The organism is Streptomyces sp. NPDC001135 (assembly GCF_053598395.1).
The window spans coordinates 26,330-50,802 of sequence record NZ_JBSFKD010000042.1 but is presented as its reverse complement, the minus strand read 5'-3'; the positions used below and the strand labels follow the sequence as shown (position 1 = coordinate 50,802).

Below are 24,473 nucleotides of genomic sequence, written 5' to 3'. Positions count from 1 at the left end.
GGCTCTCTTGCCCCTTCGACAGAACAGGAGAACCTCCAGCATGCCTCACCTGGATGGCTCTGCCCAGCTCACCGCAGCGCTGGACGCTGCGTCGCGCGGCTGGCACGTCTTCCCCCTCATCCCCGGTGACAAGCGCCCCGCCGTCCGTGACTGGGAGAACCGTGCCACCACAGACCCGGACCGCATCACCCGGTGCTGGACGCACGGCACGTACAACGTCGGGATCGCCACCGGCCCCTCACGGCTGGTCGTCATCGACCTGGACACCCCCAAGACCCCGGACGACACCCCGCCGGCCGCGTGGGCTCTGCCCGGCGTGACCGACGGCGCGTCCGTGCTCGCGGTGCTGTGCGAGCGCCACGGCCAGCCCTTCCCCTGCGACACCCACACCGTGCGCACCGGCCGCGGCGGTCTGCACCTGTACTTCACCGCCCCCACCGACGGCGAGCCGCTGCGAAACACCGCAGGCGACAAGGGCAACGGGCTCGGCTGGAAGGTCGACACCCGCGCGGCAGGCGGATACGTCGTCGCCGCGGGCAGCACCGCGGCCGGACGCCCCTACACCACCGCTCACGATGCCCCCGTGGTCCCGCTGCCCGACTGGCTCGCCACCCTGCTGCGGCCGGCGCCCCTGCCGCCGCAGCGACCGGTCACGGTCCCGCTGACCACCCGCGACCGACGCGGCAAGTTCCTGACCGCCGCACTCAACGGCGAGTTGGCCCGCGTCACCGGCTCCGGCCCGCACGAGCACAACAACGCGCTCTACTACGCCTCCGTGGCCCTCGGACAGCTGGTCGCCGGGGGAGAGCTGGACGCGCACGAGGTGACTGAGAAGCTCACCGAGGCTGCGCTCAGCGTCGGCCAGGGCGAGCGCGAGGCACGCCGCACCATCGCCTCCGGCCTGCGCGCCGGAGCCAACCGCCCCCGGCAGGTCGCGGCATGAGCGGCAACGCCATCCCCCCGTTGCACCTGTACTCCGTGCCCACCGACCCCGGCGCGGCCCCCGAGACCCCGCCGAAGCGGGAGCGGCCCCGCACGGCGTGGACCGCGGATCAGCTCATGGCCGCGGACTTCCCGGAGCCGAAGTGGGCCGTGCCCGGCATCCTCGCCGAGGGTGTCAACCTGCTCGCCGGACCGCCCAAGGTGGGCAAGTCGTGGCTGTCCCTCGGCCTGGCCCTCGCGGTCGCGGCCGGCGGCCACGCCTTCGACTCCGTCCCCGTCCAGGGCGGCCCCGTGCTCTACCTCGCTCTGGAGGACACCCCCCGCCGTCTCCAGACCCGCATGGGCAAGGTCCTGGGCGGGCAGGCGGCCCCGGCAGGGCTGACCCTGGTCACCGAATGCCCGCCCTTCCCCCAGGGCGGCAGCGACGCCATCGCCGGATGGCTGGACCGCAACCCGGACGCCCGCATGGTCGTCATCGACGTGTTCGCCAAGATGCGCGGCCCCGCCCCGCAGGGCGTATCCGCCTACGACGCGGACTATGTCGCCGTCGGCTACGCCAAGCGGATCGCCGACCACTACGGCATCGCCGTGGTGCTCGTCCACCACGTCCGCAAGGCGGGCTCCGACGACTTCCTCACCGAGGTGTCCGGCACGAACGGTATCGCCGGAGCCGCCGACGCCACGCTGGTGCTGAAGCGGGCCCGCGGGCAGGCGGACGGGATCCTGCACGTCACCGGACGCGACGTCGATGAGGCTGAGTACGCGCTCAGTTTCCAAGCCGCCTCCGGCGCCTGGCAGATGCTCGACGGGCCGGTCACGGACCACACCATCGGCGACACCCGCGCGGCCATCCTCCGACATGTCCGGGAGCACCCCGGCGCGCGCCCGCGGGACATCGTCGCCGCGCTGCCGCAGCTCGATGCCGAGAACGTCCGCCGCACCTGCTCGCGCATGGCCGCGGACGGACAACTGACCAAGGACGCCGGGGGTCGGTACTACCCGGACACCGAGACCCGGACACAGGGCACGCCGGGGGTGTCCCAGCTGTCCGACTGCCCCAGTACCCAACCTGACCTGCACGAACAGCTGGGACAGTCGAAATCGGGACTGTCCCAGCTGTCCGGCTCCCGTTCCGCTGGCGAGAACTCGGAGGGAACTGACCGTGGCGCGTGACGAGATGCTCACGATCTCTCAGGTCATTGAGGAGATCGGCGTACCGCTGTCGACCTTCTACCGCTGGCGACAGCAGAGGAAAGGCCCGAAGGCAATCAAGCTCCCGAACGGTGCCGTACGCATCCGCCGTTCGGAACTGGAGCGTTGGATTGCAGCTCTGGAGGAAGCCGCGTGACCAATCGCAAGACCGGCGCAACGTCGGGTGCTCGTGCAAACGAGTGCCCGGCCGGGTCTGAGGAACCCACACTTTCCACAGACGTCCGTGTCTGGAAAGTCAGCAAGATTTCCAGCAAGACGGCGCCATACCAACTCCGTTGGGTAGTCGCTGGGAAAGTACGCCACGCGACCTTCACGACGTCGGCGCTCGCCGAGAGCCGCCGCTCGGAGCTCTGGCGCGCCATGCGTAAGGGCGAAGCCTTCGACGTAGAAACGGGGCTGCCCGAATCGGAGCTTCGAGCAGCGGCAGAGAAGGCGAGTGCCAAGCCGGACCCGGCATGGTGGGACTTCTCTCGCGAGTACATGGCAATGCGCTGGCGCACCGCCGCAGCGAAGACGCGCGAGGGCCTGGCAGACAGCCTCGCTACCGCAGCCCTCGGCATGATGGGCGAGAGCCCAGGGGCGCCGGACCTGGAAGACGTGCGGCGCGCCGTACGATGGGCTGTCGTACCGGCTCACAAGGATGAAGAGCCCCCGCCGGACCTGGAGAAAGTCTGTGCGTGGCTGGCGAGCCATTCGCTTCCCCTGTCGGCTCTCAGGGACTCCAAGGTCGTGCAGGACGTCCACTACCGCTTGTCGTTCAAGATGGACGGCACGCCAGCGGCAGCGGATACGTACAAGCGACGCCGTCGCGGATTCAACACGGCCATGGACTACGCGATTCAGGAGGGATACCTAGAAGGGAATCCGCTGGCAGGAGTGAAGCGGCCCACTTCCAGTGGGAGCGATGCTGTAGACCCACGCGTCCTGGTCAACGAGGTGCAGGGAAGGCAGCTTCTCACGGCCGTTTCGTACGTCGGCTCAGTGCACCGTAATCGGGGGCGACGACTTGTGGCCTTCTTCGGCTGCATCCTGTACGCGGCGATGCGCCCGGCCGAAGCAGTCGGACTCCGGCTGTCTGACTGCAATCTCCCTGACAAGGGATGGGGGACGCTCACTCTCTGGGAGACCCGTCCGATCTCGGGCAAGAAGTGGACCGATTCGGGCGAACGGCACGACAAACGCGGGCTGAAGTCGCGGGAGCCGGGTACGGATCGGCCGGTACCCATTCCGCCCGTTCTGGTGGCGATGCTCCGAGCGCACCTGAATGAGTTCGGCACCGCTAAGGACGGGCGTGTCTTCCCCAATGAACGGGGGGATCTACTCGGCACGTCCAGCTACTGGCGGGTGTGGCAGGAAGCCAGAGCGCTGGCGCTCCCACCCGACAAGGCGGCCTCGCCCTTGGCCCGGAAGCCGTACCACTTGCGGGCCACGTGCATCACGAACTGGCTCCGCGCAGGCCTTCCGGTAGCCGAGGTGGCCCGACGCGCCGGCAACTCGCCGGAGGTCATCCACCGCCGATACGCGGGCGTCATCGACGACAGCGAGACGGAGAACAACAAGAAGATCGAAAAGACGATGGGATGGGAGGCCCCCTTGACGGGGATTTCCTAGGCGGGTGTCCGACGGCCCAATCTCTCTGCCTCATCGAGGCGGTTCGCTCCGCTCACCGCGCAGGCCCGGCCCCGGCCGGGCCTGCGCTCTAATCGCCGGGCCGCTCCAGCCCGGTCGGCGCCCGTGCCGCGCGCATAGCAATCATCCACCTGACGACATATTTCCTGAACCTTTTCCGGACCACAAGAACCATGCCGCGATCAGTCCAGCCCGCTTATATCGCTTCATGCCATCGAAGTGTTCGATCTCATCTAGGGTAACCGCCGCGTCACCGATGATGGCTGCAATGCATCCACGACCGTAATGATCGTCCGTAACCTCGCAGTGCAGCATTTCTTTTTGGGCTCTTGCTTCATCACCGATAAGTGCGGCGATTATTCCGGCATCACCGTGCTCCCCTCGCTGTTCAGCATAAGACATTCCGGTTATGGCGGTCTCTCTATCGCCGATTAGTGCTGCAATTGTTCCTGTGTGGATGCAATGTGGCATACTTGCTCGGGCAGTCCGTTCGTCGCCGATGATGGCGGCAATCTCCCCGACAACGGGATGATTGTCATGCTGTTGATAGAATCTGATCACGTTGCGCGCACTAGCGAAATCCCCTGTAAGTGCAGCCAATTTTCCGGCCATGGAACTTTGGTCGGGCTTACCGTCTGTTTCAATTGCTGCAGTTGCCTTCTGGATTGCGCGGACGAGCACTCGTCTCTCTTCGTTCTTCATTCGCCCTTCCGGGTGTGCTCCTTGCGGACAATTCACCGGAGACCCTGTTCGCAGGACAGTGAGGTGATGGTCTTATGAGAGCATCACCCTTTGGGGGCGTCGACTTTTGTTGGTCCATGAGGAGGCATAGGTGGCCGGCTGGGGCTCGGAGGCCACGGTCACGGTCCTCTGGTCACCAAGTCGAGTGCGCGGAGCCGGTGGGGTGCAGCGAGGGCACCCACGCACGCCTGATGAGTTGGCTGTCTCACCGTCGTAGCTAACTGCCGTCGGCTGGGGTGTAGAAGGTCACCACCGAATGGTGCCAGCTCTCAGTCGGGTGCTGCCCTGCACCCGGCAATGCCGCGCTGTCTCTTTCGGCGGTGGTCAATGGCGACCAACGACGACTACCAGGGGCATGGGCCGACGCCTGCTGGGCGGGGAAAGCACAGATCGCCGAGATTCCCGGCAACATTCATGGCAAAAGGCAATGCTTGACTCGCCCCTTGAAAGTCCGCCGACCTCTTTACTTCGCACCATTTTCAGGTTTATCTTTGCCGGATGTGGCATCTTGTGCGGCCTTCTGTGCCATCTCCGCCGCTTTTTTGCGACGCTCTTTGAACTTCAAGAATTGATCATTAAAGACGTACAGATAATCCAGCAAAGCTTCTGCAAGTGCTATCGCGTCCGATGCATCCTGCCGGGTCACGGGCTTACCGGTGAAATGTGCACCTTCATTGCCGAGCACTCTCAACTCTTGAGCCCATTCCAGCAGTCGCCCTTCAATGAGACCAACAGACTCCATCTCTTCGAATGCCTTGTACAGAGGCTTCTTGCTGATCCCATGCTGCGCGCACACGCCCTCTAGGGTGCGACGGACCATCACAACTGTGGCCGTGTAAGCCTCAGATTTGAAGCATGTACGCGCTTCGAAGTGCTCACGCCGCAACACTTCTGGAATCGTCTCGGCCAACGCTCGTGGTGAGGTGGGCCAGACGCACTCCAGCTCACGACTGAACTTTTTGGAATCTTGGATCTGCTCAAGTAGAAGAGGCTGATAGCATAGGCGGCATTCGGCTATCAGATAACGCCTGAACTCGAAAGAATTATCGGGCGAGAACTCGTTGTACGCCTCGACCGTGGCCGTGACCTTTTGCTGACAGCGAGGGCAGTCGGTCACATATTCATTGAGGGGCGCGTCGTCACTCATGCACAAAAGGTAGCGACGTCTGCGTCAACTGGTGACGCGTTTCGTTAGGTTCGTAGGCGCTGATCGTGCAGGGCGCCCCGCGCTCGGCGCGTAAGCCTTCTCGTCCCTATGGGGTGCCTTCCTGGCCGTTAGCCCGCGGGCGAGTATCCCCACGCGACTAGCCACGGCCTGGGCCGCTCCGGGCCGTGCGAGGGGCCCGACGCCGACCGGCAACGATCAGGAGCCCACGCCTTCGTCAGGCCCGCTGGACGGCGGACACGGTGGCCAGTAGACCGCGGCCGTACCAAACGCGTGCCAGTTCAAGTGGGGAGCCAGGAGGAAGGGTGGTGGCCGGCGGGTGTGTGGCCCACACGCTCCTCACACACGATCGGTGCGCAACAACGAGAAAGAGCGGGAGACAGTGAGACTGTCTCCCGCTCTTTCATGTCGGCATCCGCCCTGGTCAACACCTGATTTCTGCTGATCCTCGGCGAGTGCCCCCGGCAGGATTCGAACCTGCGCACACGGCTCCGGAGGCCGTTGCTCTATCCCCTGAGCTACGGGGGCGTGTCGGCTGCGGAGCTGTTCGCTCGCGGCGACGGATAGAACACTAGCAGGTCCGGAGGGGTGATCAGGAATCCGTTTCCCGGGGTGGGGTGGGGCGGGTCACCTGTAGGGGGTGGAAGTGGGGAAAACCCGGACGCGGTGGCCGGTCCGGACCTACTCTCGACTTGTGCCAGGCGCCTCGGGTCGGGTGCTTGTTGTGGACGACAACAAGGTCATCCGGCAGCTGATCAGGGTCAACCTCGAACTGGAAGGGCTCGAGGTCGTGACCGCGGCCGATGGTGCCGAGTGTCTGGACGTGGTGCATCAGGTGCGGCCCGATGTCGTGACGCTCGACGTCGTCATGCCCCGGCTGGACGGACTGCGCACCGCCGCCCGGCTGCGCGCCGATCCCCGTACCCACGACCTGCCCCTCGCCATCATCAGCGCGTGCACGCAGTACGAGGTCGACACCGGTCTCGACGTCGGCGTGGACGCCTTCCTCGCCAAACCCTTCGAGCCCGCCGAACTCGTCCGGCTCGTCAAGCAGCTCATCGAGCGCGGGAGCGGGGGAGACGGGCGCGGAGGAGGGGGGCACCAGGGTGGCGGCGGTGACGGGGACAGTGACGGGGATGGGGATGGGGGCGGCGAAGGGGGCGGGGACGACGGCGTAGCCGACGGCCGTCCCGATGGCGTTTCCGGTGCGGTTTCCGGCGGCGTTTGCGGTGCGGTGGGCGATGGTGTGCCGGGTGGGATTTCGTACGGCGGCCAGGGCGGCTGCGGTGGCTACGGCGGTTATGTGGCCTGAGGGCCTGATGCGGTCTGAGCGGCCTGACGTGGCCTGAGCGGTCTGAGCGCTCTGTGTGGCCTGTGGCCAGGTCGCTGGAGCTGCTCCAGGCTGTTGGCAGCCTGCCGTCGGTGCGGTGCTGGGTGAAGCGAGGGCCGCGGTCCCTTCGCCGTCCCACAGTGAGAACCGTTTCACCTACCCACCCTCTCCCTCCCCTACGCTTGTCCCGTGACTCCCGTCGAGCTGTCCCGCACCGTGCTGCGCGCGGTGCGTCGTGCTGTCGATGACGGGGAGCTGAGTGTGACCGTGCCCGAGCGGGTCGTGGTGACCGAGCCGGGGCCCGGCGGGTGCGGGGACTTCGCCACCAACGTCGCGCTGCAGCTCGCCCGGCCGGCCGGGCAGCCGCCGCTGCGGGTCGCCGAGATCCTGCGGCCCCGGCTCGTCGGCGCGGACGGCATTCGGGACGTCGTCGTCACCGGGCCCGGCTTTCTCAACATCAGCCTCGACGCTCAGGCCGACCCCGTCACCGGGCTCGTCCGGGAGATCCGGGCCCGTGGTGCCGCCTACGGGCACGGTGACGCCCTCGCCGGGCAGGTCGTCGCGCTGCGGGTGCCGTACGAGGTACGGGCCGAGGTCGTGGCCGACGCCGTCGTACGGATCGTCGGTACGCAGGGCGGGCGGGCCACCGTCGAGCATGGGGAGCCCGTGAATCTGCGGCCTGTGCCGGCTCCGGAGGACCCCGCTCCGCTCGGGGCCGACGCCGCCCAGTGGGCCCTGCTCCATCCCGCGCCGCACGACCGGCCGCGGATCACCGCCGACCATCTCGTCCAGCGGGAGGGCAATCCGCTGTTCCGGGTGCGGTACGCCCACGCCCGTATCCGGTCCCTCAGCCGCAACGCCGGCCGCCTGGGCTTCGCCGCCGAACCCGGTCCCGTGTGCGACACCCGGCACGTTGACATCCCCGACACCGGGAGCGTCGTCCCCCACGCGGAGGGGAGCGTTGTCACCCACGCGGAGGGGAGCGCCCTCGCCCACGCGGAGGGGAGCGTCGTCACCGGCGAAGAGGGAGGCGTCGTCCCCCGCGCCGCCGAGGGCATCGACGTACCCGACGCGGGATCCGCCCCCGCCTCCGCGGCCCGCGACGCCCTCACCCGCGATGCCGGATCCGCCCCCGCCTCCGCGGCCCGCGACGCCCTCACCCGCGATGCCGGATCCCCCCTCACCCGCGCCGCCCGCGACGCCCTCACCCCCGACGCCGCCCGGAGTCTCGTCATCTCCCTCGCCGACCACCCCCGCATCCTCACCGCGGCCGCCACCCACCGTGCCCCGGACCGGCTTGCGCGGCATCTCGTCACCCTCGCCGATGCCGTGCTGCCCTTCCTGCCCTCCGTGCTTCCCCGCGGCGAGGAGAAACCCTCGGCCGCCCACCGCGCCCGGCTCGCTCTCGCCGAAGCCGCCGGGACGGTGCTGGCCGGTGGCCTGTCCCTGCTCGGCATCGACGCACCCGAACACCTCTGAGGGCCCCAGAGCACATGCGCCCCGGAGAGAGACAGAGAGTCTGAGAGCCACGTCATGAGCCGTTCCGCCCACCCCGCCGGACCCCGTCACGCCGACGTCCTGCCCGAGGGGCACTACGCCGCGCCGCCCGCCGACCTCAACGCCCTGGACCAGAAGGTCTGGGCCCAGACCGTCGCGCGCGACGCCGACGGGATCGTCACCGTCGGCGGCGTCGACGTCACCCGGCTCGCCGAGCTCTACGGGACGCCCGCCTACATCCTCGACGAGGCCGACTTCCGCGCCCGGGCGCGGGCCTGGCGTACCGCCTTCGGGGCCGACGCCGATGTGTTCTACGCCGGGAAGGCGTTCCTGTCCCGTGCCGTCGTGCGGTGGCTGCACGAGGAGGGGCTCAACCTGGACGTGTGCTCGGGCGGGGAGCTGGCCACCGCCCTGTCCGCCGGGATGCCCGCCGAGCGCATCGCCTTCCACGGCAACAACAAGTCCCCCGCGGAGATCCGCCGCGCCATAGAGGCCGGTGTCGGGCGGATCGTGCTGGACTCCTTCCAGGAGATCGTGCGGGTCGCCCACATCGCGCAGTCCCTGGACAAGCGGCAGAAGGTCCAGATTCGGATCACCGTCGGCGTCGAGGCGCACACGCACGAGTTCATCGCCACGGCCCATGAGGACCAGAAGTTCGGGATTCCGCTGGCCGGCGGGCAGGCCGCCGAGGCGGTGCGGCGGGCGCTGCAGCTCGACGGGCTGGAGCTGATCGGGATCCACTCCCACATCGGGTCGCAGATCTTCGACATGTCGGGCTTCGAAGTCGCCGCCCACCGTGTCGTCGGGCTCCTCAAGGACATCCGGGACGAGCACGGGGTCGAGCTGCCCGAGATCGATCTCGGGGGTGGGCTCGGGATCGCCTACACCAGTGCCGACGATCCGCGGGAACCGCATGAGATCGCCAAGGCGCTCACCGAGATCGTCAGCCGCGAGTGTGACGCCGCCAGGCTGCGGACGCCGCGGATCTCCGTCGAGCCCGGGCGCGCCATCGTCGGTCCGACCGCCTTCACGCTGTACGAGGTCGGCACCGTCAAGCCGCTGGACGGGCTGCGGACGTATGTGTCGGTCGACGGCGGTATGTCCGACAACATCCGGACCGCGCTCTACGACGCCGAGTACAGCGTGGCCCTCGTCTCGCGCACCAGCGACGCCGAGCCGATGCTCGCGCGTGTCGTCGGCAAGCACTGCGAGAGCGGGGACATCGTGGTCAAGGACGCGTTCCTGCCCGCCGACCTGGCGCCGGGCGACCTGATCGCCGTACCGGCCACGGGCGCGTACTGCAGGTCCATGGCCAGCAACTACAACCATGTGCTCCGGCCGCCCGTCGTCGCCGTGAAGGACGGCGAGGCCCGGGTGATCGTCCGGCGTGAGACGGAGGAGGACCTCCTGCGTCTCGACGTCGGGTAACCCTGCGCAGGGCCGGAAGATCTACGGTCTTCCGGTCCCGCACAAATGAAATAGATGTCTCACGATCCGGACGAAGGGTAGAAACTCCCGTCCGGTGAGTGAGACTGGTCCAACCGTAGACGGTATGAGGAAACGAGGTCGGATGATGCGTACGCGTCCGCTGAAGGTGGCGCTGCTGGGCTGTGGAGTGGTCGGCTCAGAGGTGGCGCGCATCATGACGACGCACGCCGACGACCTCGCCGCCAGGATCGGGGCCCCGGTCGAGCTCGCGGGGGTCGCCGTACGGCGCCCGAGCAAGGTGCGTGAGGGCATCGACCCGAGCCTGGTCACCACCGATGCCACCGCCCTCGTCAAACGCGGGGACATCGACGTCGTGGTGGAGGTGATCGGGGGGATCGAGCCCGCCCGTTCCCTCATCACCACCGCCTTCGAGCACGGCGCCTCCGTCGTCTCCGCCAACAAGGCCCTGCTCGCCCAGGACGGCGCCGCCCTGCACGCCGCGGCGGAGGAGCACGGCCGGGACCTCTACTACGAGGCCGCCGTCGCCGGTGCGATCCCGCTGATCCGCCCGCTGCGCGAGTCCCTCGCCGGGGACAAGGTCAACCGGGTGCTCGGCATCGTCAACGGCACCACCAACTTCATCCTCGACAAGATGGACTCCACGGGGGCGGGCTACCAGGAGGCCCTCGACGAGGCCACCGCCCTGGGGTACGCGGAAGCCGATCCGACCGCCGACGTCGAGGGCTTCGACGCCGCCGCCAAGGCCGCCATCCTCGCCGGGATCGCCTTCCACACCCGCGTGCGCCTCGACGACGTCTACCGCGAGGGCATGGCCGAGGTCACCGCCGCCGACTTCCGCTCGGCCAAGGAGATGGGCTGCACCATCAAGCTGCTCGCCATCTGTGAGCGGTCGAAGGACGGGGCGTCCGTCACCGCGCGGGTGCACCCCGCGATGATTCCGCTGACCCACCCGCTCGCCTCCGTGCGCGGCGCGTACAACGCCGTCTTCGTGGAGTCGGACGCCGCCGGTCAGCTGATGTTCTACGGCCCCGGCGCCGGCGGTTCCCCGACCGCCTCCGCCGTGCTCGGCGACCTCGTCGCCGTCTGCCGCAACCGGCTCAACGGCGCAACGGGGCCCGGTGAGTCGGCGTACGCGGCCCTGCCGGTCTCGCCCATGGGCGAGGTCGTCACGCGCTACCACATCAGTCTCGACGTCGCGGACAAACCGGGTGTTCTCGCCCAGGTCGCGACCGTGTTCGCCGAGCACGGGGTGTCGATCGACACGGTCCGCCAGCAGGGCAAGGACGGCGAGGCCTCCCTCGTCGTCGTCACCCACCGCGCGTCCGACGCCTCCCTCACCGGGACCGTCGAGGCGCTGCGCAAGCTCGACACCGTGCGGGGTGTCGCCAGCATCATGCGGGTTGAAGGAGAGTAACCAGCAATGACCCACCAGTGGCGCGGAATCATCGAGGAGTACCGGGACCGGCTGCCGGTATCCGACACCACGCCGGTCGTGACGCTCCGCGAGGGCGGCACGCCCCTCGTGCCCGCGCAGGTGCTCTCCGAGCGCACGGGCTGCGAGGTCCACCTGAAGGTGGAGGGGGCCAACCCCACCGGATCCTTCAAGGACCGGGGCATGACCATGGCCATCTCGAAGGCGAAGGAAGAGGGGGCCAAGGCGGTCATCTGCGCCTCCACCGGCAACACCTCCGCCTCCGCCGCCGCCTACGCCGTGCGCGCGGGCATGGTTTCGGCCGTTCTCGTCCCGCAGGGCAAGATCGCGCTCGGCAAGATGGGCCAGGCCCTCGTGCACGGCGCGAAGATCCTCCAGGTCGACGGCAACTTCGACGACTGCCTCACCCTCGCCCGCTCGCTGAGCGAGAACTACCCGGTGGCGCTGGTGAATTCGGTCAACCCGGTGCGTATCGAGGGCCAGAAGACGGCCGCCTTCGAGATCGTGGACATGCTCGGCGACGCGCCCGACATCCACGTCCTCCCGGTCGGCAACGCGGGCAACATCACCGCCTACTGGAAGGGCTACACGGAGTACGCCGCCGACGGCATCGCCACGAGGACCCCCCGCATGTGGGGCTTCCAGGCCTCGGGCAGCGCGCCGATCGTGCGCGGTGAGGTCGTCAAGGACCCGTCGACCATCGCCACCGCCATCCGCATCGGCAACCCGGCGTCCTGGCAGTACGCGCTGCGCGCCCGTGACGAGTCCGGTGGTGCCATCGACGAGGTGACGGACCGTGAAATCCTGCGCGCCTACCGCCTGTTGGCCGCACAGGAGGGCGTCTTCGTGGAGCCCGCCTCGGCCGCGTCCGTGGCCGGTCTGCTGAAGGCCGCCGAGCAGGGCAGGGTCGACCCGGGCCAGCGGATCGTGTGCACGGTCACCGGCAACGGTCTGAAGGACCCCGACTGGGCCGTCGCCGGAGCCCCGCAGCCGGTCACCGTCCCGGTCGACGCGGCCGCCGCGGCCGAGCGCCTCGGCCTCGGCTGACCGACCCCGACAGCCTCTGACGGGCGGCGATCCCTGTGGAGGGTGCACAGGGGGCTTACGACACGCATCGTGCGCCTCCTGTGCGCCCTATGTCGCCACAGAACCCTCCTTCGATAGGCTGTACTGAACCCGCCCGTTGCATATGCCTGGCATATGGCTGCGCACATGGGTGATGTCGCGCCGTCTGCGCGGCCGGCGGGTCTCCCCGTACGTATCGAATGTCTTCGACAGTCACGCAGCTCAAGGAGAGTCAACGAGCGATGGCCGGTCCAGCGTTCCGCGCCGCCGCCGTCCGGGTGCGCGTTCCCGCCACCAGCGCCAATCTCGGCCCGGGCTTCGACGCCCTCGGCCTCGCGCTGGGGCTCTACGACGACGTGGTCGTCCGGGTGGCCGACTCCGGGCTGCACATCGACATCGCGGGGGAGGGCAGCGAGACCCTCCCGCGTGACGAGTCTCACCTCCTGGTCCGCTCCCTGCGCACCGCCTTCGATCTGCTGGGCGGACAGCCCAGAGGCCTGGAGATCGTCTGCGCCAACCGCATTCCGCACGGCCGGGGCCTCGGCTCCTCCTCCGCCGCCATCTGTGCCGGCATCGTCGCCGCCCGCGCCGTGACCATAGGCGGCGAGGCCCGCCTGGACGACGCGGCACTGCTGGAACTGGCCACCGAGATCGAGGGCCACCCGGACAACGTGGCCGCGTGTCTGCTCGGCGGATTCACCCTGTCCTGGATGGAGTCCGGCGCCGCCCGGGCGATCAGGATGGAGCCCGGTGATTCCATCGTTCCGGTGGTTTTCGTGCCCGGAAAGCCGGTCCTGACCGAGACCGCGCGCGGCCTGCTGCCGCGCACCGTGCCGCACGTCGACGCCGCCGTCAACGCGGGCCGTGCCGCCCTGCTCGTCGAGGCCCTCACCCGGCGCCCCGAGCTGCTGCTGCCCGCCACCGAGGACCGCCTCCACCAGGAGTACCGCGCCCCCGCCATGCCGGAGAGCGCCGCGCTGGTGGAGCGGCTGCGCGCCGAGGGCGTCCCGGCCGTCATCTCGGGCGCCGGGCCCACCGTCATGGCCCTCGCCGACGCCGGCACCGCCGACAAGGTGGAGACCCTGGCCGGCGCCGACTGGGCCGCCAACCGGCTGAGCCTGGACCTGCGGGGAGCGAGCGTGCTGCCGCTTGCGACCTGACACACGGTTGCCGGATTTGGAGAGGGGGAATGTTTGTTGGATCCGGTAGTGTTAATCTCAAGTCTGCACCCGACCCCACCATGGCGAGGTGCCTCGTGTCCCAGTCCGGGACAGACATTCTTCCGGGAGCCTCCCACGCCACTCCGTGTTCCGTGCGCCGTACCTGGGCAGTACGTCGTATGCGGACACTGAGCGGGCCGCCGGGCACGCTTCGGAATCGGTGCTACCACGCCACGTGACACTGGGTGCCACGACTCGCGGAAGCGCCAATCACCGCACATTTCTTCCGCCGCTTTGGCGGACCACCGCCCCGGCACGGTTCACGGAAGACAGAACCGTAGCCGGACAGCACAACCGGTCGCCGAGCCAGACAGGCCGACGTCCGCTCCAGGGAAGGACCCTTCGTGAGCGACACCACCGATCTGATGGGCGCACGTGTCGAGGAGACCGCTGCCGCGCCCGCCACGGACGCCTCCGCGCCTGCCACCGGTGCCGGCTCCCGGCGGCGCCGTGGTACCGGCCTCGAGGGCATGGTGCTGGCCGAGCTGCAGCAGGTCGCCTCGGGCCTCGGCATCAGGGGCACCGCGCGGATGCGCAAGAGCCAGCTGATCGAGGTCATCAAGGAGGCGCAGGCCGCAGGGGGCACCGCCCCCAAGGCCGAGGCCGCCACCGAGGCCAAGCCCAAGCGCCGCGCCACCTCCAAGGCCCGTACGGGTGAGGCCGCCGACGGCGAGAAGAAGTCCGAGGCCCCCGCCGAGAAGGCCGTGGCCCAGCAGCAGATCGAGATCCCCGGCCAGCCGGCCTCCGACGACGCGCCGACCGAGCGCCGTCGCCGCCGCGCCACCGCCGAGGCGGGCAGCCCGGCCGCGAGCGGCGCCGAGACCGTCGCCGCCGAGGCGAAGGCCGAGCCCAAGGTCGAGACGTCCGTGCAGCAGCAGGGCGAGGCCAAGGGCGACGCCGGTGACGGCGAGGGCCGTGGCCGCCGCGACCGCCGTGAGCGCGGCCGTGACCGTGACCGCGACCGCGACCGTGACCGCCGCGGCAAGGGTGACGACCAGCAGGGCGGCCAGCAGCGTCAGCAGCAGGGCCAGCAGGGCGGCCGTCAGGACCGGCAGCAGGACGACGACGACTTCGAGGGTGGCCGCCGTGGCCGCCGCGGGCGCTACCGCGACCGCCGTGGCCGCCGTGGCCGCGACGACATCGCCGAGCCGCAGCTCGCCGAGGACGACGTCCTGATCCCCGTCGCGGGCATCCTGGACATCCTCGACAACTACGCCTTCATCCGGACCTCCGGCTACCTGCCGGGCCCGAACGACGTGTACGTCTCCCTCGCCCAGGTCCGCAAGAACGGCCTGCGCAAGGGTGACCACGTCACCGGCGCGGTCCGCCAGCCGAAGGAGGGCGAGCGCCGCGAGAAGTTCAACGCGCTGGTCCGCCTCGACTCCGTCAACGGCATGGCGCCCGAACACGGCCGTGGCCGCCCGGAGTTCAACAAGCTGACCCCGCTCTACCCGCAGGACCGCCTCCGCCTGGAGACGGACCCGGGCGTGCTCACCACCCGCATCATCGACCTGGTCTCGCCGATCGGTAAGGGCCAGCGCGGTCTGATCGTGGCCCCGCCGAAGACCGGCAAGACCATGATCATGCAGGCGATCGCCAACGCGATCACGCACAACAACCCCGAGTGCCACCTGATGGTCGTCCTCGTCGACGAGCGTCCGGAAGAGGTCACCGACATGCAGCGGTCGGTCAAGGGCGAGGTCATCTCCTCGACCTTCGACCGCCCGGCCGAGGACCACACGACGGTCGCCGAGCTGGCCATCGAGCGCGCCAAGCGACTCGTCGAGCTGGGCCACGACGTCGTCGTCCTGCTGGACTCGATCACGCGTCTGGGCCGTGCCTACAACCTGGCGGCGCCCGCCTCCGGCCGCATCCTGTCCGGTGGTGTCGACTCGACCGCGCTGTACCCGCCGAAGCGGTTCTTCGGTGCGGCGCGGAACATCGAGGACGGCAGTTCGCTGACCATCCTGGCCACGGCTCTCGTGGACACCGGGTCCCGCATGGACGAGGTGATCTTCGAGGAGTTCAAGGGCACCGGCAACATGGAGCTGAAGCTCGACCGGAAGCTGGCCGACAAGCGCATCTTCCCGGCGGTGGACGTGGACGCGTCCGGTACCCGTAAGGAAGAGATCCTGCTCGGCAACGAGGAGCTGGCCGTCGTCTGGAAGCTGCGCCGGGTGCTGCACGCGCTCGACCAGCAGCAGGCGATCGAGCTGCTGCTCGACAAGATGAAGCAGACCAAGTCGAACGTCGAGTTCCTGATGCAGATTCAGAAGACGACGCCGACGCCGGGCAACGGTGACTGAGCGCCGTTGAGGTGAGTCCGAAGGCCGCCCCCCGTCCACAAGTGACGGGGGGCGGCCTCTTGGCGCTGAGAGGTACGGGACGCATCAGGCGCCCCACCGGACCCGCACCTCTCCCCTGGGGGGAACTCCCTTGCTCATGCCCCTGCCCGGGCGGCACAGACGCCGTATACGTCTCGCTCTGCCCCTCGCCGCGGCCGGTGTCGCCGCAGCCGTCACCGCCGCGCTGATGACGACCTCCGCCGGAGCCGCCTCCGCGTTGCCGAAGCCGAGCAGCGGTCCCGTCGTCGCTCAGCCGTCCCAGGCCACCCTGGAGAAGCGGATCGCGGGCGCCGGCGCCACCGGCTCGTCGGCCACGAGCGGCAGCAGCCCGTCGGCCGTGTCGCCGAAGATCATCGGCGGCAACGAGACCACCATCTCCTCGGCGCCCTGGATGGCCCAGCTCTGGTACTTCGACGACAAGGGCACCACCGACACCAGTGACGACGTCGGCTTCTTCTGCGGTGGCTCGGTCGTGGCGCCGACGAAGATCCTCACCGCCGCGCACTGCGTCAAGGGATACGACTGGAGCAAGTTCGGCGCCGTCGTCACCGGCACCGACCAGCAGCCCACCACCGACGCCGGCGGCAGCACGGACCTGCACGGCGGCCAGGCCACCGGCGTCCTGCGCCAGTGGAACCACCCGTCGTACAGCGCGACGACCATCGACAACGACATCGCCGTCCTCACCCTGGACGTCCCGGTCGGTGCCACGCCGATCCGTATGACCACCTCCGGGGACACCGCCTCCTACGCCGGCGGCACCAGCGCCACGGTCTACGGCTGGGGCCGCACCAGCTCCACCAGCGACGAGATCTCCCAGACGCTGAGGACCACCACGCTGACCCTCCACGCGGACAGCACCTGCACCGGCGTGTACGGCAGCGAGTTCGTCGCGGGGCACATGGTCTGCGCGGGCACGCAGTCCGGCAGTGACACCGGTACCCAGGCGACCTGCAACGGCGACTCCGGAGGCCCCCTCGTGGTGGGCGGCCGCATCGTGGGTGTCGTCTCCTGGGGTGTGAAGGACTGCGTGGAGAAGGGCTACTACAGCGTCTTCACCAAGGTCTCCACGTACGCCGGCGCGGCCTACCCGCAGATCGACGACACCAACCTGAGCTACACCGACGGCAAGGCCGACCTCTTCGTGCGCAGCTCCGCCACGAAGACCGGCTACGAGAAGGACTCCACCGGCAGCTCGTTCGGCTCCCGCCTCTCCCTGGGCGACTGGAGCGGCGCCAACCTGGTGCTGCAGGCCGACCTCGACCGCGACGGCTACCAGGACTTCGTGTACCGGGTCGGCTCCACCGGTGACGTGTACTGGGACCACTTCGTCCTCAACAGCGCCCGCACGGACGGCTCGTGGGCCACGACGAAGATCTTCAGCGGCTGGGGGACGCGCCAGCGGATCGTCGTCCCGGGCGACCTCACCGGGGACTACAAGCCCGACGTGCTCTCCGTCGACTCCGGCGGCACGATGTGGCTCTACCCGGGCAACGGCAACGGCACCTTCGGCTCCCGGGCCGAGGTCGGCACCGGCTGGAACCAGTACAACTCGGTGCGCGGCCACGGCGACCTCACCGGCGACGGCAAGGCCGACCTGCTCGCCCGCCAGTCCAGCACCGGCGACCTGTACCTGTACAAGGGCACCGGCAAGTCCGGCTCGGGCGCCTTCTCCGCCCGCATCAAGGTGCGCAGCGCCTGGACCGGCTACAACGCCTTCGACGCGGTCGGTGACGTGAGCGGTGACGGCAAGGCCGACTTCCTGGCCCGCACCCCGGGCGGCACCCTGTACCTGTACAAGGGCACCGGAAAGGCCACAAGCGAGATCTTTGCCACAAGGATCTCGGTCGGGACCGGTTTCCAGGCGTACGACATCTGGGGCTGAAGCCGCAGGTGAGCGCGGTGCGCCCGCACCGCGTGACTACACAGAGTGCCCATCGCCGTACGCGATGGGCACTTTGCGTTGTGCAACTCTTTCCCGAGTTTCTCCGTCTGACCCTACGGAGCGACGATGGAGCGGTACCGACCGCGCCTGACCCTGACCGCAGGGGGTAACCGACCGACGAGACCTAGGAGCGATGTTGTCCGCCCAGAGCACGCCGGAGCCCGTCATACCCGAGCCGGGGGAGACCGGTTCCCGTCCGCGCGGCAGAGGCCGCCGGCGCAAGGCCCGCAGCACACGGCGCAAGGCCCTGCTCGCCACGGCCTGGACGGCAGCCGGTGTGGTGGTGCTGGGCGGTGTGGGCGCCGGGTACCTGTACTTCAAGCTCAACGGCAACATCAAGAGCGTCGACATCGACCAGGCCCTCGGCAACGACCGCCCCTCGAAGCTCGACAACGGCTCCGAGAACATCCTGGTCCTCGGTTCGGACACCCGCTCCGGCGCCAACAAGAAGCTCGGCGGCGGCACCGACGACGGCAGCGCCCGCTCCGACACGGCGATGATCGTCCACGTCTACGAGGGTCACAAGAAGGCCAGCGTGGTCTCCATCCCGCGGGACACCCTGATCGACCGGCCCCGGTGCACCGACACCAAGGGCACCCTGCACCCGGCCGCGACCGGCGTGATGTTCAACGAGGCCTACGGCACCGGCGGCGCGGCCTGCGCGGTGAAGACCGTCGAGTCGATCACCGGCATCCGCATGGACCACTACCTCGAGGTCGACTTCGCCGGCTTCCAGAAGCTGATCGACGACCTCGGCGGCGTCCCGGTCACCACGACGAAGAGCATCAACGACCCGCAGAGCCACCTGAAACTGCCGGCCGGCACCCACACCCTGGGCGGGCGGCAGGCCCTCGGCCTCGTCCGCACCCGGCACGGCGTCGGCGACGGCTCCGACCTGGGCCGCATCCAGCTCCAGCAGGCCTTCGTCAAGGCACTGCTCGGCCAGGTCAAGCACGTCGGCGTCCTCACCAGCCCGAAGAAGCTGTACGACCTCGCCGACACCGCCACGAAGACCGTCACCACCGACTCCGACCTCGGCTCGGTCAACTCCCTGATCGACTTCGCGGACGGCCTCAAGGGCATCGGCCCGAAGCACATGACCATGATCACCATGCCGGTCCAGTACGACCCGGCCAACCCCAACCGGGTGCTCATGGAGAAGCGGAAGGCCCAGCTGGTCTGGGACGCCCTGAAGAACGACCGGTCCGTCCCGAAGTCGGCCACGAAGGGCACGGCCACGGGGGAGGCCAAGGGTGTGGTGAGCGGTTGAGGGGTGCGGGGCACCGCGCGACCCTCTCGGGGAATCCCCGGGGAATAAAGAACAGTGGCCCCCGGTTTTGGGGGATGGCCCCAGTCCTGGCAGACTGGTACGTCGGCTCCGGTTCACGCTTCCGCATCCCGCGGCTGCGACCCGGCGCCCTCCCGAAACTAGGAGACACCTTGAAGCGCGACATCCACCCCGAGTACGTCGAGACGCAGGTCAGCTGCACCTGCGGCGCGTCGTTCACCACCCGCAGCACCATCGAGTCCGGCACCATCCGGGCCGAGGTCTGCTCCGAGTGCCACCCGTTCTACACGGGCAAGCAGAAGATCCTCGACACCGGTGGCCGTGTGGCCCGCTTCGAGGCCCGCTTCGGCAAGGCCGCCGGCTCCAAGAAGTAGCGAGCCCCCAATCGCCGGTCCACGGCCGTACGCCCTACCGGGGTGTGCGCCGGGACCGGCGTTTTTGGTCGCCCGCCAGCCCTTCCCCCGCAGTACAGGAGCCCAAGATGTTCGAGGCCGTCGACGAACTCGTCGCCGAGCACGCCGATCTGGAGAAGAAGCTCGCCGACCCGTCGGTCCACGCCGACCAGGCGAACGCGCGCAAGCTGAACAAGCGCTACGCCGAGCTCACCCCGATCGTCGCCACGTACCGCTCCTGGAGGCAGACCGGCGACGACGTCGAGACCGCGCGCGAGTTCGCGGCCGACGACCCCGACTTCGCGGCCGAGGTCAAGGACCTGGAGAAGCAGCGCGAGGAACTGACCGAGAAGCTGCGCTTCCTGCTGATCCCGCGCGACCCGAGTGACGACAAGGACGTCATCCTGGAGATCAAGGCGGGCGCGGGCGGTGACGAGTCGGCCCTGTTCGCCGGCGACCTGCTGCGCATGTACCTGCGCTACGCCGAGCGCGTCGGCTGGAAGACCGAGGTCATCGACGCCACCGAGTCCGAGCTGGGCGGCTACAAGGACGTGCAGGTCGCGGTGAAGGCCCGCGGTCAGCTGGAGCCCGGCCAGGGCGTGTGGGCGCGACTGAAGTACGAGGGCGGTGTGCACCGCGTGCAGCGTGTGCCGGCCACCGAGTCCCAGGGTCGTATCCACACCTCCGCCGCCGGTGTCCTCGTGACTCCCGAGGCCGAGGAGGTGGACGTGGAGATCAACCCCAACGACCTCCGGATCGACGTCTACCGGTCCTCCGGCCCGGGCGGCCAGTCCGTCAACACCACCGACTCCGCGGTGCGCATCACGCACCTGCCGACCGGGGTCGTCGCCTCCTGCCAGAACGAGAAGAGCCAGCTGCAGAACAAGGAGCAGGCTCTGCGTATCCTGCGCTCCAGGCTGCTCGCCATGGCGCAGGAGGAGGCCGAGCGGGAGGCCGCCGACGCCCGCCGCAGCCAGGTCCGCACGGTCGACCGCTCCGAGAAGATCCGCACCTACAACTTCCCGGAGAACCGCATCTCGGACCACCGTGTCGGCTTCAAGGCGTACAACCTGGACCAGGTCCTGGACGGCGACCTCGACGCGGTCATCCAGGCCTGCGTCGACGCCGACTCGGCGGCGAAGCTCGCCGCCGCGTAACACACGTACACACGTACGCGCGCAAGTACGAGTACGACACGGAGGACTCGCGTGAACCTGCTGCTCGCGGAGGTGGCCCAGGCCACCCAGCGGCTGGCCGACGCCGGCGTGCCCTCGCCGCGCACCGACGCGGAGGAGCTCGCCGCGTTCGTGCACGGCGTGAAGCGGGGCGAACTGCACTCCGTGAAGGACGTGGACTTCGACGCCCGGTACTGGGAGGTCATCGCCCGGCGTGAACAGCGCGAGCCGCTGCAGCACATCACCGGCCGGGCCTACTTCCGCTACCTGGAGCTGCAGGTCGGGCCGGGCGTCTTCGTGCCCCGGCCGGAGACCGAGTCCGTGGTCGGCTGGGCCATAGACGCCGTTCGCGCCATGGACGTCGTCGAGCCGTGCATCGTCGACCTGTGCACCGGCTCCGGCGCCATCGCGCTGGCCCTCGCCCAGGAGGTCCCGCGCTCGCGCGTGCACGCCGTGGAGCTGTCCGAGGACGCCCTGGTGTGGACGCGGAAGAACGTGGCCGGATCCAGGGTGGACCTGCGCCAGGGCGACGCCCTGACGGCGTTCCCCGACCTGGACGGGCAGGTCGACCTGGTCATCTCCAACCCGCCCTACATCCCGCTCACCGAGTGGGAGTACGTCGCCCCGGAGGCCCGTGACTACGACCCGGAGCTGGCGTTGTTCTCCGGCGAGGACGGCCTCGACCTGATCCGGGGCATCGAACGCACCGCACACCGTCTGCTCCGCCCCGGCGGGGTCGTCGTGATCGAGCACGCCGACACCCAGGGCGGTCAGGTGCCGTGGATCTTCACCGAGGAGCGGGGCTGGGCCGACGCGGCCGACCACCCCGACCTCAACAACCGACCCCGGTTCGCGACCGCCCGCAAGGCGCTGCCGTGAGCACCCCGATGGCAGTGTTCTCAGAAGTCCCGCATTACGTGTACGAGGAGGCCCGCTAGACATGGCACGGCGATACGACACCAACGACGCGACCGACCGCGCGACGGGTCTGCGCGAGGCCGCGTCCGCTGTCCGCCGGGGTGAGCTGGTGGTGCTGCCGACCGACACGGTGTACGGCATCGGCGCCGACGCGTTCTCCTCGGAGGCGGTCGCCGACCTGCTCGACGCCAAGGGCCGGGGCCGCAACATGCCCACCCCCGTCCTCATCGGCTCCCCGAACACCCTGCACGGCCTCGTCACGGACTTCTCCGAGCTGGCCTGGGAACTGGTCGACGCGTTCTGGCCGGGCGCCCTGACGCTGGTCGCCAAGCACCAGCCGTCCCTGCAGTGGGACCTCGGCGACACCCGCGGCACGGTGGCCGTCCGCATGCCCCTGCACCCCGTCGCGATCGAGCTGCTGACCGAGGTCGGTCCGATGGCGGTGTCCTCCGCCAACCTCACCGGCCACCCGGCGCCGGAGGACTGCGACGCCGCGCAGGAGATGCTCGGCGACTCCGTCTCCGTCTACCTGGACGGCGGGCCGACCCCGGGCAACGTCCCGTCCTCCATCGTCGACGTCACCGGCCGGGTGCCGGTGCTGCTGCGCCAGGGCGCGCTGTCGCCGGAGGAGCTGCGGAAGGTCGTACCCGACCTCGAGGTGGCGAATTGACGGCCCCTGACGCGGGGCGTGGCATAGGCGTCGGGGAGCGCGCCGCGGAGATCACGACGACGTTCGTCGGGCTCCCGCGCGACACCTTCCGCATCCTCCATGTCAGCACCGGCAACGTGTGCCGCTCGCCCATCACCGAGCGGCTGACCCGGCATTTCGTCGCGGAGCGGCTCGGTGTGCTCGGCGGCGGGCTGATCGTGGAGAGCGCGGGCACCTGGGGCCACGAGGGCGCGCCGATGGAGGCCAACGCGGAGGCGGTGCTGGGGGAGTTCGGCGCGGACGCCTCCGGGTTCGTCGGCAGGGAGCTGCTGGACGAGCACGTCATCGTGGCGGACCTCGTCCTGACGGCCACCCGCGACCACCGCGCCCAGGTCATCTCCATGGGCCATTCGGCGGGTCTGCGCACCTTCACCCTCAAGGAGTTCACCCGTCTGGTCCGCGCGATCGACCCGACCACGCTGCCGCCCCTGGAGGACGGCGTGGTCATGCGCGCCCGCGCGCTGGTGCGGGCGGCTGCGGCGCTGCGCGGGTGGCTGCTCGCCCCCAACGCGGAGGCGGACGAGGTGTACGACCCCTACGGCGCCCCGCTGCCGTTCTTCCGCTCCGTCGGCGACGAGATACACCAGGCGCTGGACCCTGTGGTGACGGCGCTGACGGGGGTTCCGGCGCGCATGTAGCGCCGACGCCGAAGCCCCGGGTTCTCGTGCGGCCCTGTGACCGGGCACAGCGGACATCCCCGGCCTACATTGGGAACACGTCACCGTCGACCGCCCGGGAGCCCGCCATGTCGGTCACCCATACCCTCGAGACCGACGCCCTGCGGCGGCAGGACCCCGCGATGGCCGAGATCCTCCTGGCCGAGCTGGAGAGGCAGTCGACCACGCTGCAGCTGATCGCCGCCGAGAACTTCTGTTCGCCGGCCGTGCTCGCCGCCCTCGGCTCGCCCCTCGCCAACAAGTACGCCGAGGGCTACCCCGGCGCCCGGCACCACGGTGGCTGCGAGCTCGTCGACCTCGCCGAACGCGCCGCCATCGACCGGGCCAGGGAACTCTTCGGCGCCGACCACGCCAACGTCCAGCCCCACTCGGGCTCCTCGGCCGTCCTGGCCGCCTACGCCGCCCTGCTGCGCCCCGGAGACACCGTCCTGGCCCTCGGCCTGCCGTACGGCGGCCACCTCACCCACGGCTCGCCCGCGAACTTCTCCGGGCGCTGGTTCGACTTCGTGGGGTACGGGGTGGACGCCGAGACCGGGCTCGTCGACCACGACCAGGTGCGGCACCTGGCCCGCAACCACCGGCCCAAGGCGATCGTCTGCGGGTCCATCGCGTACCCCCGGCACTTCGACTACGCCTTCTTCCGCGAGGTCGCCGACGAGGTCGGGGCCTACCTGATCGCGGACGCCGCGCATCCCATCGGGCTGGTCGCCGGGGGAGCGGCCCCGAACCCGGTGCCGTACGCCGACATCGTGTGCGCGACCACCCACAAGGTGCTGCGCGGGCCGCGCGGCGGGATGATCCTGTGCGGGAGCGAGCTGGCCGAGCGCGTCGACCGGGCGGTGTTCCCGTTCACCCAGGGCGGTGCGCAGATGCACACGATCGCCGCGAAGGCCGTCGCGTTCGGCGAGGCGGCAACCCCGGCGTTCGCCGCGTACGCCCGTCAGGTGGTCGCCAATGCCCGGGTGCTGGCCGGTCACCTGGCCGCCGAGGGCCTCGCCGTCACCACCGGGGGCACGGACACCCACCTGATCACCGCCGATCCGGCCCCGCTCGGGGTGGAGGGCCGCACCGCGCGCGGCCGGCTCGCCGCCGCAGGGATCGTCCTGGACTGCTGCGCGCTGCCGCACGGCGACGGCCGTGGTCTGCGCCTGGGCACGGCCGCGGTGACCACCCAGGGCATGGGGGAGGCCGAGATGGTGCGGATCGCGGCGCTCATGGCGGCCGTGCTGCGCGCCGGGACCGATCCGGCCACGGCCCGGGACGAGGTGCGCGGTCTCACGGCCGGTTTTCCGCCGTATCCCGGCTGAAGGGGGGTAGGCGGACCCCGTACATCCGGAGGTGC

Annotated in this window: 20 protein-coding genes, 1 tRNA gene and 1 pseudogene; 19 read left to right on the top strand and 3 right to left on the bottom strand. The window is 69.6% G+C overall.

All coding sequences use genetic code 11. The annotated features are described in order from the left end of the window. Window positions 1-40 precede the first annotated feature (40 nt). Genes ACWC94_RS36510 through ACWC94_RS36495 form a run of 4 tightly spaced genes read left to right on the top strand, consistent with a single transcriptional unit; the run spans window position 41 to window position 3,765 of the window. Window positions 41-943: a bifunctional DNA primase/polymerase gene (locus tag ACWC94_RS36510; RefSeq protein WP_450801575.1), complete on the top strand. Its 903-nt coding sequence runs from the start codon at window positions 41-43 to the stop codon at window positions 941-943. Further along, window positions 940-2,115, top strand: a complete 1,176-nt coding sequence (locus ACWC94_RS36505) for an AAA family ATPase (RefSeq protein ID WP_450801574.1) — start codon at window positions 940-942, stop codon at window positions 2,113-2,115. The genes ACWC94_RS36510 and ACWC94_RS36505 overlap by 4 nt, the downstream gene beginning before the upstream one ends. Next, window positions 2,099-2,290, top strand: coding sequence for a helix-turn-helix transcriptional regulator (locus ACWC94_RS36500; protein ID WP_107406877.1), 192 nt, complete (start codon window positions 2,099-2,101; stop codon window positions 2,288-2,290). Before ACWC94_RS36505 ends, ACWC94_RS36500 begins: the two co-directional genes overlap by 17 nt. After that, window positions 2,287-3,765 carry a tyrosine-type recombinase/integrase gene (locus ACWC94_RS36495; protein ID WP_450801573.1) on the top strand — a complete coding sequence of 493 codons (1,479 nt, stop codon included), beginning with the start codon at window positions 2,287-2,289 and terminating at the stop codon, window positions 3,763-3,765. Before ACWC94_RS36500 ends, ACWC94_RS36495 begins: the two co-directional genes overlap by 4 nt. A gap of 141 nt (window positions 3,766-3,906) precedes the next feature. Here the strand turns inward: ACWC94_RS36495 and ACWC94_RS36490 are convergent, their stop codons facing one another. The 3 genes from ACWC94_RS36490 to ACWC94_RS36480 all read right to left on the bottom strand — a co-directional run bounded on the left by ACWC94_RS36490 (window position 3,907) and on the right by ACWC94_RS36480 (window position 6,217). Next, the gene (locus ACWC94_RS36490; RefSeq protein ID WP_450801572.1) at window positions 3,907-4,485 is read right to left on the bottom strand and encodes a hypothetical protein; all 579 of its coding nucleotides are present in this window, start codon (window positions 4,483-4,485) and stop codon (window positions 3,907-3,909) included. 502 nt (window positions 4,486-4,987) lie between these two features. Then, window positions 4,988-5,671, bottom strand: a complete 684-nt coding sequence (locus ACWC94_RS36485) for a DUF4145 domain-containing protein (RefSeq protein ID WP_450801571.1) — start codon at window positions 5,669-5,671, stop codon at window positions 4,988-4,990. 474 nt (window positions 5,672-6,145) lie between these two features. Then, window positions 6,146-6,217, bottom strand: a tRNA-Arg gene (locus ACWC94_RS36480). Between the two features lie 118 nt (window positions 6,218-6,335). On the opposite strand from ACWC94_RS36480, the pseudogene ACWC94_RS36475 reads away from it, so the two are divergent. From ACWC94_RS36475 to ACWC94_RS36405, 15 genes and pseudogenes are all read left to right on the top strand, one after another. After that, window positions 6,336-6,842, top strand: a pseudogene (locus ACWC94_RS36475) (response regulator); the annotation flags it as partial. Window positions 6,843-7,208: 366 nt separating this feature from the next. Next, window positions 7,209-8,498 (top strand): ArgS-related anticodon-binding protein NrtL, encoded by a 1,290-nt coding sequence (nrtL, locus tag ACWC94_RS36470; RefSeq protein WP_450801570.1) that lies wholly within the window; start codon window positions 7,209-7,211, stop codon window positions 8,496-8,498. Between the two features lie 54 nt (window positions 8,499-8,552). Continuing rightward, window positions 8,553-9,944, top strand: a complete 1,392-nt coding sequence (gene lysA / locus ACWC94_RS36465; protein ID WP_450801569.1) for a diaminopimelate decarboxylase — start codon at window positions 8,553-8,555, stop codon at window positions 9,942-9,944. A gap of 142 nt (window positions 9,945-10,086) precedes the next feature. Next, on the top strand, window positions 10,087-11,379 hold the full coding sequence (locus ACWC94_RS36460; RefSeq protein WP_450801568.1) for a homoserine dehydrogenase: 1,293 nt from the start codon (window positions 10,087-10,089) through the stop codon (window positions 11,377-11,379). A gap of 6 nt (window positions 11,380-11,385) precedes the next feature. Further along, entirely contained in the window at window positions 11,386-12,444 is a 1,059-nt protein-coding gene (thrC, locus tag ACWC94_RS36455) for a threonine synthase (RefSeq protein WP_450801567.1), read from the top strand. Window positions 12,445-12,704: 260 nt separating this feature from the next. Continuing rightward, window positions 12,705-13,622: a homoserine kinase gene (thrB, locus tag ACWC94_RS36450; RefSeq protein ID WP_450801566.1), complete on the top strand. Its 918-nt coding sequence runs from the start codon at window positions 12,705-12,707 to the stop codon at window positions 13,620-13,622. 404 nt (window positions 13,623-14,026) lie between these two features. After that, on the top strand, window positions 14,027-15,988 hold the full coding sequence (rho, locus tag ACWC94_RS36445) for a transcription termination factor Rho (protein WP_450801565.1): 1,962 nt from the start codon (window positions 14,027-14,029) through the stop codon (window positions 15,986-15,988). A gap of 136 nt (window positions 15,989-16,124) precedes the next feature. Beyond that, window positions 16,125-17,912 (top strand): trypsin-like serine protease, encoded by a 1,788-nt coding sequence (locus ACWC94_RS36440; protein ID WP_450801564.1) that lies wholly within the window; start codon window positions 16,125-16,127, stop codon window positions 17,910-17,912. Window positions 17,913-18,108: 196 nt separating this feature from the next. After that, window positions 18,109-19,242 carry an LCP family protein gene (locus ACWC94_RS36435; RefSeq protein WP_450801605.1) on the top strand — a complete coding sequence of 378 codons (1,134 nt, stop codon included), beginning with the start codon at window positions 18,109-18,111 and terminating at the stop codon, window positions 19,240-19,242. Window positions 19,243-19,412: 170 nt separating this feature from the next. Beyond that, the gene (gene rpmE, locus ACWC94_RS36430) at window positions 19,413-19,634 is read left to right on the top strand and encodes a 50S ribosomal protein L31 (protein ID WP_015657814.1); all 222 of its coding nucleotides are present in this window, start codon (window positions 19,413-19,415) and stop codon (window positions 19,632-19,634) included. Window positions 19,635-19,741: 107 nt separating this feature from the next. Then, the gene (prfA, locus tag ACWC94_RS36425; protein WP_450801563.1) at window positions 19,742-20,809 is read left to right on the top strand and encodes a peptide chain release factor 1; all 1,068 of its coding nucleotides are present in this window, start codon (window positions 19,742-19,744) and stop codon (window positions 20,807-20,809) included. Between the two features lie 51 nt (window positions 20,810-20,860). Continuing rightward, window positions 20,861-21,706, top strand: coding sequence for a peptide chain release factor N(5)-glutamine methyltransferase (gene prmC, locus ACWC94_RS36420; protein ID WP_450801562.1), 846 nt, complete (start codon window positions 20,861-20,863; stop codon window positions 21,704-21,706). A gap of 61 nt (window positions 21,707-21,767) precedes the next feature. Then, window positions 21,768-22,415, top strand: coding sequence for an L-threonylcarbamoyladenylate synthase (locus ACWC94_RS36415; protein WP_450801561.1), 648 nt, complete (start codon window positions 21,768-21,770; stop codon window positions 22,413-22,415). After that, complete coding sequence (locus ACWC94_RS36410) at window positions 22,412-23,092, top strand: arsenate reductase/protein-tyrosine-phosphatase family protein (RefSeq protein ID WP_450801560.1); 681 nt, start codon at window positions 22,412-22,414, stop codon at window positions 23,090-23,092. The genes ACWC94_RS36415 and ACWC94_RS36410 overlap by 4 nt, the downstream gene beginning before the upstream one ends. Window positions 23,093-23,199: 107 nt before the next feature. Continuing rightward, entirely contained in the window at window positions 23,200-24,438 is a 1,239-nt protein-coding gene (locus ACWC94_RS36405) for a serine hydroxymethyltransferase (protein ID WP_450801559.1), read from the top strand. Window positions 24,439-24,473: the final 35 nt, after the last annotated feature.